This window comes from Brunnivagina elsteri CCALA 953 (genome assembly GCF_002289455.1).
Taxonomy (GTDB): domain Bacteria; phylum Cyanobacteriota; class Cyanobacteriia; order Cyanobacteriales; family Nostocaceae; genus Brunnivagina; species Brunnivagina elsteri.
The window spans coordinates 1-14,197 of sequence record NZ_NTFS01000017.1; the positions used below are offsets into that span (position 1 = coordinate 1).

General features: G+C 41.2%; 12 protein-coding genes. 6 read left to right on the forward strand and 6 right to left on the reverse strand.

Annotated features, from left to right (window positions below; genetic code table 11):
- Both CK510_RS02785 and CK510_RS02790 read right to left on the reverse strand, forming a co-directional pair.
- On the reverse strand, positions 1-747 hold a 747-nt coding region (locus CK510_RS02785; protein ID WP_143289198.1), incomplete at its 3' end, for a hypothetical protein.
- Entirely contained in the window at positions 744-1,352 is a 609-nt protein-coding gene (locus tag CK510_RS02790) for a nucleotide-binding protein (protein WP_095720244.1), read from the reverse strand. The genes CK510_RS02785 and CK510_RS02790, both read right to left, overlap by 4 nt.
- Positions 1,353-1,761: 409 nt before the next feature.
- Between CK510_RS02790 and CK510_RS02800 the strand changes: the two genes are divergently transcribed.
- From CK510_RS02800 to mobV, 4 genes are all read left to right on the forward strand, one after another.
- On the forward strand, positions 1,762-2,793 hold the full coding sequence (locus CK510_RS02800; protein ID WP_095720246.1) for a GTPase: 1,032 nt from the start codon (positions 1,762-1,764) through the stop codon (positions 2,791-2,793).
- Between the two features lie 16 nt (positions 2,794-2,809).
- Complete coding sequence (locus CK510_RS02805) at positions 2,810-3,373, forward strand: GTPase (RefSeq protein ID WP_095720247.1); 564 nt, start codon at positions 2,810-2,812, stop codon at positions 3,371-3,373.
- Positions 3,374-3,409: 36 nt separating this feature from the next.
- Positions 3,410-3,601 (forward strand): hypothetical protein, encoded by a 192-nt coding sequence (locus CK510_RS02810; RefSeq protein WP_143289200.1) that lies wholly within the window; start codon positions 3,410-3,412, stop codon positions 3,599-3,601.
- Positions 3,602-4,934: 1,333 nt separating this feature from the next.
- Entirely contained in the window at positions 4,935-6,512 is a 1,578-nt protein-coding gene (gene mobV, locus CK510_RS02815; protein WP_095720249.1) for a MobV family relaxase, read from the forward strand.
- 480 nt (positions 6,513-6,992) lie between these two features.
- On the opposite strand, the gene CK510_RS02820 is transcribed toward mobV, so the two are convergent.
- Positions 6,993-7,301, reverse strand: a complete 309-nt coding sequence (locus tag CK510_RS02820) for a fertility inhibition FinO-like protein (protein ID WP_095720250.1) — start codon at positions 7,299-7,301, stop codon at positions 6,993-6,995.
- Positions 7,302-7,477: 176 nt separating this feature from the next.
- Between CK510_RS02820 and CK510_RS30805 the strand changes: the two genes are divergently transcribed.
- Positions 7,478-7,675: a hypothetical protein gene (locus CK510_RS30805; RefSeq protein WP_143289201.1), complete on the forward strand. Its 198-nt coding sequence runs from the start codon at positions 7,478-7,480 to the stop codon at positions 7,673-7,675.
- Here CK510_RS30805 and CK510_RS02825 read toward each other — a convergent pair.
- The gene (locus tag CK510_RS02825; RefSeq protein WP_095720251.1) at positions 7,672-7,944 is read right to left on the reverse strand and encodes a hypothetical protein; all 273 of its coding nucleotides are present in this window, start codon (positions 7,942-7,944) and stop codon (positions 7,672-7,674) included. The two genes, CK510_RS30805 and CK510_RS02825, sit on opposite strands and share 4 nt — an antisense overlap.
- 437 nt (positions 7,945-8,381) lie before the next feature.
- Entirely contained in the window at positions 8,382-12,689 is a 4,308-nt protein-coding gene (locus CK510_RS02830; RefSeq protein ID WP_095720252.1) for a PriCT-2 domain-containing protein, read from the reverse strand.
- A gap of 360 nt (positions 12,690-13,049) precedes the next feature.
- On the opposite strand from CK510_RS02830, the gene CK510_RS02835 reads away from it, so the two are divergent.
- The gene (locus CK510_RS02835) at positions 13,050-13,658 is read left to right on the forward strand and encodes a hypothetical protein (RefSeq protein WP_211293069.1); all 609 of its coding nucleotides are present in this window, start codon (positions 13,050-13,052) and stop codon (positions 13,656-13,658) included.
- A gap of 53 nt (positions 13,659-13,711) precedes the next feature.
- Here the strand turns inward: CK510_RS02835 and CK510_RS02840 are convergent, their stop codons facing one another.
- Positions 13,712-14,035 (reverse strand): hypothetical protein, encoded by a 324-nt coding sequence (locus CK510_RS02840; RefSeq protein WP_095720254.1) that lies wholly within the window; start codon positions 14,033-14,035, stop codon positions 13,712-13,714.
- Positions 14,036-14,197: the final 162 nt, after the last annotated feature.

The following is a 14,197-nucleotide window of genomic DNA, read 5'->3' on the forward strand; positions in this document are numbered from 1 at the left end:
AATTTGACTTTCTGGTAAACCGTTTATTTGGTTATCTGGTTTTACGGTTTTGGCATCTGCATCTTGGGCTTCGATTACAGGTGTAGGCTCTATAATCTGGTTTTCTGGCTTTCTGGTTGCAGGTGTAGCTTCGTTACCCTCGATGTCAGACACTGCTGGTTCAGTAATTTTATTTTCTGGTAAACCGTTTATTTGGTTATCTGGTTTTACGGTTCTGGCATCTACATCTTGGGCTTCGATTACAGATGTAGACTCGACAATCTGGTTTTCTGGCTTTCTGGTTGTAGGCGTAGCTTCGTTACCCTCGATGTCAGACACTGCTGGTTCAGTAATCTGATTTTCTGGTAAACCATCTATTTGGGTATCTGGTTTTTTGGTATTACGAGTAGTGCTGGATGGTGATGATTTACTTTGCACTTTACCAGTAGTTTGGGTTCCTGATTTTTTGTTTTTTTGGTTTGCAGCATTTGATGCAGTTTGCTTGGTGCTTGAATTCCTCGTTTTTGACTTAGGTTGGGTTTCTGGTTTGCTGGTTTTCTGGGTTTCTGCAAAGCTAGAAGTTGCCTCTGTAGGTTCGTTATTACCTGGATCGGTTTGAGTTTCCAATTGGGGTGGTGTAGATGCAGTCTCGCCAACTTCCTGGTTTTCTGGTAAACCAGAAGTTTGGTTTTGCGGTTTTTTGGCTGCTGCAATCAATTTTGAAATTGGTCTTTCTTCAGGTTTTTGATTTTGTTTTCTTGTTGTCATTTGTTTAATAGCTCCAAAATCTCGTTACCAAGGGAAACGTAGTCATCCCACGCTGATTTAAATCGATTGTCAACATCTCTAACCGACACACCTGCCATCGCGGCGCGTTCAAAACCAACAGTCCTGCGAACCATTGTTTTAAATACCGGAATACCACCTTCGGAGAGTTCTTTTTGCAGGGTTTCGCCTTCTTTACTTGGGTAGGGAGGTACTACTGTTAATAAGGTTCGGTAGTTTGCATCGCCGAGGTCTTTGACCATTTCCAGCATTGGTTCAAGGCTAACAATATCCGGCTTGGTGGGGAGAATCAGTAGGTCACAGCCCTTTGCTAATTCTTTCAAATCGTCAGAATCCGGACGTGCTGGAGTATCTATAATGACTAATTCAGCCTCGTTGATTAATTTAAAAGCCTGCCGTTCGTCGGCAACTTGAAAAGGTAGCGAGCCGCGTTTTGACCAAGATACAGCCGTGCGGTTGGGGTCGGCATCCACAAGGAGAGTACGGAAGCGTGAGCCAAAAAATGTACCTAAATGCACAGCTGTCGTGCTTTTTCCTACACCTCCTTTATATCCTGTAACCGTAATTATGGTTTTCTGGTTTTGCATATAAATGGTATCCCATAAAGTTGGTTGTTTGGTTTTCTGGTTGGACTATTTAGCTGCAACAGTAGTGATTTTGGTTACGGATGTCAAGCAACTATCCGACAATAACTGCAATAGAACCCCTAATTTTCTAAGTGCCATGCTTGTTAGAATCAACAGTATTATGGGTCATCGCACCAAAAAAGGTTTTTTGTACGTTAATAAATCAGATAAATTGCTAAAAGCATTATCATACAAGACTTTCAGTCCAATAATTTGGAAGAATGTTTTCAATACTGCTCGGTAAAAAAACTAAAATCTAAGCGGATAACACCGTAGTTTTCAGTATAAATAACTAAATAATAATATTTTTTTTGTCCTTAAGTTAACATTTACTATTAGAAACAGCATTGTTGTACAAAGGGTAGAAACTATGACATATAGTAAGTCTGATGAAAAAAAAACACGAGACTTTCTTGAAAGGCTAACAAATAGGTTACAAGATCAGGTAGGCGATGAGTTCACCTTCCTCTTAGTTGGGCGAACGGGTGTTGGTAAATCCAGCACTATCAATAGCCTAATGGGTAAAGAAGTTGCACCAGTTGGTGATTATGAACCAACAACGATGGAGATTGAGTTTTATGATAATGAAATTAATGGGGTAAACTTCACGGTTATTGATACTCCTGGTCTCTGCGATGATTTCGAGGAGAAAGGTAACGATTACGATTACCTCGAAAAAATGCGTAGTGAAATTGATCAAGTTGACTGTACTTGGTTCGTATCCCGGCTAGATGAAACAAGAGTTACTCGTGATGAAAAAGAGGGAATTAAGCTGATATCAGAGGCTTTTGGTGAAGAAATTTGGGAAAAGGCTATTATCGTCTTTACATTTGCCGGAAATGTCGCACCTGAAAAGTACCGAACCGCTTTAAAGGAAAGAACTCGACTTATACGACAAGAAATTACTAAATATGCTGGAACTGCCATTGCTGAGAATATCCCATCAGTTGCGGTGGACAATACTCAGCCAACTACTCCGGACAAGAAAAAGTGGCTAAACAAGCTTTATACCCAAGTCTATGTCAGCATGTCTACACAAAGTTCTTTACCTTTCTTGATGTCAACCGTTCATCGGATCAAACGTCCTGAACCCTCAACGGAGATTATCTATGTTCCTTCTCCTGTTTATTATCCAGTAACTAGTTCGAGGAATCCTTCTTCTCCCAATTCTGATCCAGTACCTAATCCGGGCTATTCTCAAACTCAATGGAAAGATGAAATTGAGTTTACCGAGGAAGATAGAACAGCAATCGATAGAAAGACACGAACACTTATCGAAACAACTGCTATGGGAGCAACAGTAGGAGCCGCAGTTGGTAGCCTTGCTGGTCCCGTAGGAACCGCAGTTGGAGGAGCAATCGGAGCAGCCATTGGATTTTTCGGTGGATTGTTCTCAAGGTAAAAGTTAAGCTCAAATTATGCGAAAGTTTTTGATTGTTGGTCGTACTGGAGTCGGTAAGTCGAGCTTCATTAACTCGACATTCGGGGCATACATTGCTAAAACGTCGGATTTTGAGGCTTGTACAAAATTTGTCGAACACTATGCCCGGAACACTCCTTTGGGAGATATTTGTTTAATTGATACCCCAGGATTAGCTGAGGATGACGAGGCTTCTGACAGAGCATATCTTTCACTTGTCAAATCTAAAGTCGATTTGCATAATTTACACGCTACTCTCTATGTATCACGATTGGATGAAACAAGGTTTCGCCCAGATGAAAAACGCACACTACGTTTTTTAACAGAACAACTTGGTTCTATTGTATGGCGGCGAACCATCTTGGTTTTCACCTTTGCTGGATCAATCCCGTATAGTCATGTCGAGGAAGCAACAGAGTATAGAACTCAACAAATAAGAGAGTATTTGGCAACCCTGGTGCCATATGACTTTAGTAGCTTTCAAGAGGTATGGCGAACTGACAATGTAGTATATGATTGGACTCCTAATGGAGTGTCTGCATTATCTTTAATGAAAAAGTAAACTATTGTGTAGTTAGTATTAATGGGCAAAATCCTTATGTCCGCCAAATCAGAGGTTCTTAGAGAACAAAAAGTTGTGAGAGCGGCAAAAGCTCTCCAAAGAGCTAGAAGCCTGAGAAACACCAGAAGAACTATTGGTGTGAGTGGCATTATTGAGCATATTGAGGATGTTGACGGCGATTGGTTAGAAAACTGGACAGATACGCCAAACACTCTTCTCGAACGATGAAGCAGATAAGGGTGCTTTGAGCTTGTAAATATCAAGCTAGATTGTTTGTAATTATTTTGAGAAATATCACGACTCCCACGAAGAAGCCTCAACTAAATCTGAGGCTTCTCGTTTTGGCTGTCAAAACTCGAAGACTATCAATTAATCTCAGCATTTTAATTTCTGAGTGGAGTTAAATTGAGGCAAGTGGAGCCAAACAAGGGCAGAAAATCAGGAAAAATTAATCAGGTTTTCTGATAATTAGGCTCCAAGTGTCTCCAATTGCAAGCAAATAATTCGTGAAATCTTCTGTTCTTAATTATTCCCCCGGAAAATTTCACCTCAATCTTGATATCGCGGTTGTGGAAGCTTACTACAAGAAAAATCAAAAATAATTAATTAACTGTTAATTAATAAGTAAATAAAGTGAAATTATCCGTCATTTATTTCAAGTAATTCCAAGGAATTCCAAGGAATTACAAGGTAAATTATAAGAAAAATTTATTGTTTTTCTAGTCTATGAGGAAGCCAAATTCCTTTTAATTCCTTTTGATTCCTTTTAATTCCTTCACTACGAACACATTCGTTAAAATAAATATCGCGTATTAATTTCGTTCATGGTGTAGTATATACACCATTAGATTTCTAGATTATTAATGACCTCCCGGAGTGGTTGAGGATATTGTGAGGTTTGCAAGAGGAACAAACACAACTAGTCATAGATTAGTTATATTTATAATCTCTTCTGAAACCCCTCACCAAACACTCAAATTTTCCTCAAATAATCCTCACACCAAAAAGTGTTTTTCAGCCAAGTCAAAAATCTTTATTAGGCTTTATTTTGCCAATATTCGTTGTTTGTTAGAATATTTGGTAGCTTTTCGACATTTATATAATGCTCCCACCAGCTTTCCTCAATATTTATATGATGCTCCCAGTAGCAAACAGTTACTTACCAGAAAACTAAGCAATTTTACCTACCAGATTTTAGTAGGGATTAGGTAGGGATTTAGGGGTAATTATCAGGTTAGTGGCTAATATTTCCCTAGTAAATCCCTTTTACTCGCATTTATTTCGTATTAATTCGATGCAACGATAATTTCGTCAAAACAAGGGCGTAGATTGCGCTTGTTACTGGGTTTCACGTATTTTTAAAATCCGGCGTTTCCAACACATCTGCTACTACAAAAAAAGCCATTTCGAGCAGCTTCGTTATAATCGAAGTGAACTCACTTCACTTCTGTGCCCTGCGGGTGGGCTGCGCCCATCTTCGTTCGCCATGCTGGCTCTCTCAGACACAGAAGTAAGTTCGCCCTGCGGGGCATGTTCCTAAATTATTGGTGGGGTTTTTTCAATGACCGCAAAAGCGATTATGCGCGTTGGGAAATTAAAAAGTTTGGGCAGTGTGGGCGGCAGCGAAAAACATACTGCTCGTCTTCAAGATACACCAAATGCTGACCCATATAAAGAAAATATTCGGCTGATTGGCGATAACGATGACCCCGAATTAGAAAAAATTGTTTTAGACAAAATTTCTGACAATACTAAACATAAGCCGCGTAAAGATGCGGTGCTGTGCAGCGAAATATTTCTTTCGGCATCCCCTGAATATTTTCGTCCCCATGACCCGTCGATGGCGGGGGAATGGGATGATTCTTTGATGTGGAATTTTGCGAATGCTTCTAAAAAATGGCTGCAAGATAATTTTGGCGATAAATGCGTTCGTGCTGAATTACATTTGGATGAATCTACTCCCCACATTCACGCTTATATCGTTCCCCTCAACGATAAAACCAAACAATTGAGCCACAAAGCGATGTTTGGAGGTGATGGACGGCAAGCCAGTATTAAATTATCTAAGTTTCAAGATTCTTATGCCAAGGAACTCGCACCTTTGGGAATTGAACGTGGGGTAAAGGGTTCACAAGCCACGCACACCAAGGTGAAGGAATATTATGAGGCAGTAAATAAGGAGCCTTTGACGCTGGAATTGGACAGATTGGCTCCAAAACAGGGGGAGACGGCACAGCAATTATTTGAACGCATTAAATCTGACCCCGCAATTCAAACCATCAATCACCAGCTAGCAGATAGAAGCAGGATGATTGGGTTAGAAAAACGCGCTTCAAGGAGTGCGATCGCATCTGAAAAATTACGGCAACAGTTAGAAAATCGTGTCCAGGAACTAGAAGAAGAGAATTTTTACTCTCAACAGCAAGCTGATAAATTAAGGGATTTGCCCCTGGAGGATGTGGCTTGGCATTTGGGGTTAGATAAGGCTGACAAGGGAGATAACCGTTGGAAGGGTTTGGGGCAGGTTATCAGTATTAATGCTTCTAAATGGTACGATTTTACGGCGGAAAAAGGTGGGGGTGGGGCGATTGATTTGGTGATGCACGTCACGGGGTGTAATTTTCGTTCGTCCTTGGCTTGGTTATGCGATCGCTTCTCCGAGGAGGGAATGTTGCGTGCTTCCAGGGCAAAGGTGGAAGAGCAAGCGACTAAAATTGTTGCGGACGAACCCGCACCGCAGTTTCTACATCCTTCTGGGGATGAGTCTAAGTGGCTTAATGTAAAGAATTATTTGACCAAAGCTAGGGGACTACCGGAGAATTTTATCGATGGTCTTCATTCCAAGGGATGGCTCTATGCCGACAAGGAGCAAAATGCTGTTTTTACCATGCGCGAGCTTCCCACGGGTGCGACATCGGAAGATTGCGAAACCAATGGTGCATTTTTGCGAGGGACACGGGGGGAAGAGAATGCCTTTATGGGATACGCATCGGGTACGAAGCGAACCGAGGGGTGGTTTTATTTCCACTTTGGAGGTAAAGCAACGGATGAAATTGAAAAAGTTGTCCTAAGTAAATCCCCCATTGATGCTATTTCTTGTGCTGCGTTTTCTTTAGCCGCAAGTTCCGGGGTGAAATAAGCAGTGGTGCAGAAAGTTACGTTAAGGAATTAATCACCAGGAAGAAAAACTGTACCAATTGAAGGTTCTGAAATTTAAGAGCCTGAAACCCTTGCTGTACCGTACTCGTTTGCTGTACCAAACAGAGTATAGGTTAATTGATACTTTGAGAATTTCAAAAAATATTGATTGATAGAATGCTCGCATAGTAAGGTTTTCAGCCTTAGCGTAACTTTCTGTACGATTGCTCATCTACCCCCGTTTTTAATAGGCAGGAACGTGCCAAAACAGGCTAAAAGTACGCACTCGTAATTACACAAATTACTAAAATCCTTATCAGGTAGGACTTTCAGACCAATGCTCCCTCCCAAAATCGCATCGATCCCCAAGAGTAGTACGATTTCTATGTAGGATTACGAAGCTGCCACCGGGAGCAATCTGATGCTGGCAAGCTTATGTGGTAGCCTGTTTGCTACGCTAAAAAATTATACAATCTTCTATTTAAGCAGTAGCGGGGGTTGCTTCAGCTTTAGGTTCCTTCGGTTTCTTCTCAAAAGTTTGAATATTGGGTTCAAGCAACGCAAAACCTTTATCTGTTAAATCTCCCATCTTCCCACTAATTGCTGCTATCCAGAGAGGGTAATTAGCTTGTGCATCAGTCAGTTTTTTCCACACTTTAGGTTTGACGGTGACAGACACAACCAAGCGATCGCAATCAATTTCAAACTCCTGCCACCCATTCTCCAGAGTTTGAGCAACTGGTAGTTCGCTAATCTTAAGGGTAACTTCTAGCTTTCCTGATATTGCCATAACGAAAAAACGTCCTGTTTTTAAGATTAAGATTCATAGGTTTTCAACTTTTATACTTATCACAAAAGTACCACTCGGTTAAACGGAGCATCTCCGGTAGCGATTGCTCATTTACCCCCTTACAGACGGGGGACTTGAAAAAGTAGCGAAATACAGTCAATATTGTATTGTCAAATGTGTTGACACACGAGCAAGCAAGGGGAGAAAATATGCCCACCGTTTACCTCAAATCCGGAGAAGTCGTTGAGGTTCCCATCGAAGAACTAGCCGATTACCTCTACGAAAACGAAGATAAAATCCAGTTGCAAAAACTCAAAAGCCGTCGCGGTCCGATTCGCTCGAAAGTTGCAGCAGAAAACAATCCCGCTGCCTAACTGTACAAAATTACCGTTACGTTAAGCTGTTCGGCTTCGTAAATTTGTACTTCCAGCCGTTCCTGGCTTTTTGCATAAAACACATCACACCCCCTAAAAAGTCGATACTCGGTTCTTGGGTCATCGTTGTCGGTGGGGATATATTCTTGCTCTGTACCCAGTTCCACATACACCCATATTTCTTTTTTCCCCTGTAACAATCCGTCAACCCACCCGTCCGAAGTAGCGGATTCAAATTCTGCACTCGCTACTTTTATTCTCAATGCCATAGATGCCCTCTCACCGAATTCCTTAATCAAATTACCGCGATTGGTGCTTTACTCCATCAAAAATCCAGATTTTTGAAACAGTAAATTACCCAAAAAACACATACCGAACCCAAAACATACCCGCTACGAGCACATTACCCGATAGCAAATTGCGACACCGGGGGAAATTGGAGTGTGGGAAGGGTAGCAATTTCTACCCCCCGCGACCGCAGGGCTGATTCATCCCCTAAAAGGCTCTAAAAATCAAGGGTTATAGCGATTTTAAACTGGTTATTTTGTTACCAACATGTCGAGAAAACGAACAAAATCACGGATATTTAAGTGATTAAAAGTCCATTATCTCGCCACCCTAACTTAGAATTCTATCGCTAACCATCTTGACAAATCCTGTTAAAAGGGAACGAAACAGCCCTGCCCCCGACCAGGAGAACTAACACTTATTTTGACTCCACCTTCCGAAACTGGGAAAACGCGAACATTGAGCCGTAAATGTTTTGACTTGCAGTTGCCGCAAATTCCACAAAGCAGCTTTGTGCATCGCCATCATATATATGTGTCACCTCTCCGTTGAAACCATATTCCGGGGATTTAGGGTCAATTATTTCAACTCTAGAGCCGATTGCGATTTCATCAAAAGTACCGTTTTGACAAATTGAATAATCATCAAAACACACATCAGGCAGGACTGCATCAGAGTATTTAACCCCGAAATAATATTCATTATCCCCCGTCCTGTAAAAAGCCTGAAACTCATTATCGGACGCGATATAACTTTGGATAATTACCCGCCGTCCCGCATACTCGCCCGACTTGACCAAACATTCCCTACCTACTAAAGCTTCTGGGGTTAGTTCGGAGAAAACTTCCGCATCATTATTATTAACAGTTGGTTCGGGCTGACGTTGGGGAGTCAATGTTTTGAGTGCTTTCCTCTCATCACTGCTCAACCCATCCCACACGGCTTTTTTCATAGCCTCCGTCCAAAGTTGCATGACAGAAGCAATCATTTCCCAATTCATAGCCAAGATTGCATCTTGCAAAGAAGTTAGGTTGTATGTCACATCTTGTGGTATAGAAACCTGAGCCAGTACAGTTTGTCCAATTTGTCCAATTTGTCCATCCACTGGGGTAAACTCTGAAACTGGCTCTGGGAGAGACTGTCCACCCTGTCCAATTTGTCCAGGGGGAGTTTGGAGATTATAAAATTCTGGTTGAGTATTTTCGTTTGTGTTTTTGAAATTTTCGGTTCCTGTTGCTTTTTTTATAGCTAAACTTTCACCCTGGACAGTTGGACAAATTGGACAGTCGCTCCCAGAGCGGGTTTCAGCCTGTCCACGGACTAAAACAGTGGTTTTTTCACCCTGGACACCCTGGACACCCTTACCAATACTAGGTTCTGGCGTTTCAGTCGGAGTAAAATCCGGTTCCTGTTGTGGTCGGTTCCAAAAATCCTCAAACTCCATCAACCCTCCGTCCTGACATTGGGACTTGACGCAGACCCATTCTGGGTTATATTGCCGGTTTTGGTCGGAGTTGTCGGAATTTAAACCAATTGTTTTGAATATATCTGGCGGGATGTGGATGTATTCCCAATGTGCTTGGATTCGTTCCCGTTCCCCATCCTTCATCGGTCCCCAGCTTCTTTCGTAAAAGTTGCGGGGAAGAACTGTTTTCAGGTGCGAAATAAACTTCGACATCCCCAAAGGTGAATAACCGTGAATTTTGCAATAAGCTTTGTATAATTCGTGCAGTAAAGCATTGGAAACAATGCTAGGTTCGGACGAGGGGCGCAAGCACAGGTCAACAAAACTTCGGGTTGAGTCGGCATGTAGGCTGGCGTTAAGAGATGCAATTATTGCCCGTTCGGATTCCGGTGGAGACAACAATATGCGATCGCGTTCCTCGCGGTTCATCGCTAATGCCCAACTTATTACGTCTGCTTTTACCGCTTCTAATTTTTGACCCAAAAGTGGGTCAGGTTTAACGTCGCGGTTGCGAACAGGAATTGGGTAAGCGCGTCGTGCCCATCCATCACCCGAATTTTCGAGTTGCAAATAATCGACACTCGCTACGGCAAAACGAATATTCCACGGAATAGAGTAGGTAACTGAGCTAAAAAGTGGTCGTCCTGACATTTCGCCGTTATCAACTAGCTCATAAAATGTCCTCACACCAGCAGTGTACCCACCCATGTCGGGGAACATAAAAATACGCCGTCCAGTTAAAAATTGGTGTCTGCCTTCTGGTGTCGAGATGTCGCTAAAACTAGATGCGCTTCCGCTGCCTTTTAGCCCAAGTAATTTCGCCCAAAACCTCAATATTGTTCCCTTACCCCCGCCGCTTTTACCGATTAAGTGGGGGAATCGCCCATAGGGTGCAGTTGGGTCTAGAAATGCGTTTGTAAATGCTCGGATAGCAGAGAGAAATTCCTCGCCAAACGAATCGATTACAAAGTTGCGAAATACTTCTGGGCACGGTTTATTAGGTTCGTAATCGTAAGGGCATTTATTAGTCAGATAATAATCTTTACTGTGGGGTAATTGTTCACCTGTCCGCAGGTCTACAACGCAATTATTAAACGCTAGCAGGTGAAGGTTTTCTGAAAAAATCCCTTGGGGAATCTCTAATCTATTTCGATTGTATTTAAACGCAGCTTCTTTATGCGTGTTCGATTCGTAGGGCTTAGTGGCAACCCAGCTAAAATCCTCTGTATTTTTAAGTTTATAAGCTTCTTCCCCTGATTCAGCAATTATTCTCAGGACTGTATTATCATCTTGATGCTTCCATATTTTGTCTTGGTCGCACCATCTGTAATAAGCAGAATTTATTGTTATCCAATCCGCGCCTCTGGCAAATTTATGATTGTACATCCAACTTTCAAAAGTTGTGTAAGTAACACAATTTTTCGGGTTTAAGTTTAGCGCCAGACAGAGGGGGATAAGGCGACTATCCGGGTTATTGTGGTTGCGTTCGTTCAAGTTATCTTCTGTTGATGCACGGTTTTTATTTGAATTTGATTTATTTGATTGGTTATCCGTAGAATCTTGTAATTCCGACTCTATAGATTTTAATGCCTCGGACTCTAACCCATCTTTTAAATCTACTTTCACTAGTACTTCTTCAACAGTGCTTAAATCAAAATCATCTTTTGCATCAAATACCATAAATTTAATACCAATTTCTTTGCAAATTTTGACAACTAATGCAAGCTTTTTATCCGACTGGGCTGTATTTTCTTCAGTACTTGAAATCCAACCTATGGCGACTGAACCTAAGTCCTTTTTAAATAAAGAAAGTTCTGTACGCACTTCATCTCTCGCCCAAATTCTGCCTGCAAAAGTAAAAGCAGGTATTCCTTTTCCTCGTGCTATTTCGACTTGTTTTTCATTGTGAGCTAACAGTAATATAGTCAGGTCTTCTTCCTGTTTTCCTCGTTTAGCAGCTGATAGTGCTTCAGAAAAGTTGTATCCACCCCAAGGCTTATTCCCCTTTGACATTTCAATTGAATTGTCCGGCAGCCGATTATATTGTTTAAACTCTATTTCTCCTTCTCCAAACTCGTAGCCAACAACCCATTGTGTGTCCGAGTATGGATAAATTGTTTCTCTCGAGTCACCCGGAATCCCTTTTGGAGGTTTGCTAGTTAGGGGTTTTGCAACTGGGGTATCTGTTACAGGTTCGATTGTAATTACAGTTGGTTTGAGTTTTTTAGAAACTATATCTTTTAGTTTTTTTGGTTCACCTTTCGTGAAATTATTTACTGTTCTAGATGGAAAGCTAAATCCGTATTTTTTGGCAATGTGGAATAATGTCCCAATTCCAATCCCATTACCTTTATAGCTGCGAATTTTTTTCCCAATATCCCAATTTCCCGGAATACTAGGACTCCATTTTTCGAGAATAATTTCTGCTGACACTGCCCCAAAATGAGAGGTTACTGCCATCGCAACATCGGTGCATTCCTTATAATTACCCGACCCAGGACAGCGCGGCGGAATATAAGATAATGCCTCTATCGCTAAATCATCAATGTTCCACCCCTGCTCTAATGAATATTCTCCGTAGCGCTCTTTATTTTCTTCCCATTCCTTTAACCTTTGCTCGGTTTCCTGCTTTTTAATTTCTGCTGCTTCAGAAGCCTGTGCTATCCAATCGGTGGGTAAAACTGCAAGAGGATTGACTAATGGAAATTCTGCTTTCGTGTTGCCATAGAAAATCCGACTCGCATCTTTACAGGCTGGGTCGTGCGGTAATTTTTCAAGTGAAAATCTAATTAACGCTTCTAGTGTATCCGCACCTTCTACGTATTCAGGTAACACAAAAATTAACCTGAGCTTCTGCCATTCTGGTGTATGGGATGCGGTGGTATAGATTAACGCGCAGTGCTTTTTGATAAAGTCATGCTCCAGCGCTTCTGAAATCAATAACTGGTGTTTGTAAATTTTTTTATACTTGCCCTCTAAGTCCTTAATTGGGTTGCCCGACTCATCGCGCTCGACATCTGAGTTATCAATATCTACCAGTATCCAATTGCTACCAATGATATTTTTTTTGCAACGGCGACGATTCCCCAAGAGTCCAGCACAAATGGCATGTCCGGCTTTTACGTGGTCGGCTACATCCTGTATTGTCCCGGTACTGTCCTTAAAGCCCGTTGCTAGGAGTTCGTAGTTGTCATCCTTGTCCTTGACCGAGGGGTTTACAGCAAAGCGGATTGTTTTGGGGGATAAGCTATTTGAGTCCATTTTTCCAAATCTCAATAGATAGTCCACATCCCAATTTCTTCTTTACACTGTTTACGACCAATTTGATATAGGATAAGATATATATAGATACACCCCTATCCTGCATCGTAAAAGTATGCGGTGGAAGAAAAATCAGGTGTGGGTTGGTAAGGAGCTACTGGTTGGAATACTCAAAAGACTTCTTAAGTTTCCGGCTACAAGAGTCTATGAGTGCAGATTCCAGATGGCTCCGGGTATTTGAACGATTTACAATAGTTGCAAAGTCTTTTCTACTACCCTTTCTTAAATATATACCAAGATGCGCGGTTTGAGTGTATGTCGCAAGCTGCGACAGTGAATTATATTAAAGGGAGTACGAAAATGACGCGAGAGCTAAGACAAACACACTTTATGCTGGAGAAAATTGCCACGTTTACCGAGAAGCAGGTAGTAGCCCTAACTGGCTTTAGTCGAAAGCAGTTATACAACCTGAGTGTTTCGGAGATTGTGCAACCGAAAAAGAACCCAATTACTTATAACTGGAATCAGCTAATTTTCCTACGAGTTTTAAATCTTCTCCGGGAAGACTGGTCGCTCCAAGTTCTTGAAAAACTTTTTCGAGAATTTCCTGATAAAGGTATAGAAAGAGTTATAGAACTTATCGATGGTTCGCTTGCTGTGATACTCATTGCAGAAAAAAGCGGAGTAATTGAATTTAAAATGGTGACAAGTTTAAATTTTGATGATGACATCCACAATCAGTTTTTCAAAAGAGCAATAGATAAAATAAAAAATAGTAAACGCCTTAGCTATGATGATGCAAGCGCGATTATATCTAATGTTATAGACAATTGCCGAGAAGAAGACGGTATCAAAAAAATCTCTATTAAGAAACAAACACTACTTATTGTTCCAGAAGTAATACGCGAGTTGAGAAAAGCTGCAATATTACCGGAAGAGCAGGAAGATATTACCTTAAAAGTTGGCTAAAACTCAAACCCTATTTTCGTATTCTTATAAGAATCTTTCAAGATGAGAGGTTCTTATTTTTTTGGCTCTTTTTCATTAATTAGCTGTTGTCTTTTTTCTAAAGCTTCTTTTGCAGTAGATGAGTCACGATATATAGCGAATACTTCATCAAAAGTTAAACCATATTTATTAGCCTCATACTCAATTTTCTCCTTATAGCTATCTTTCCATTTACAGACAAAGGTCGTAACAACACTTCCCAGATTAGCCCGAACAGACCTTTCTGCCATGTTGGTCATCACTTTAAACCAGTCAAGGTCATGTTCCGATAATGGAATTCCACCAGAGGGCAGTTCAGCCATTTTGTCTATCAACTCTTTGTAAAACATCTCTTCCATAGTATCAGTGTCGCGTAGATGCTAAACGTCCCCGTTATTTTTTATTTTTACTACACTAGCACTATTCTAGTATTGCACTAGCACTATGTTAGTGCTAAACTAAATCAAGTATAAAAGTTTGTTGTCAGTCTTAGGCGGCTAACTTCGTTACACAGACTGACT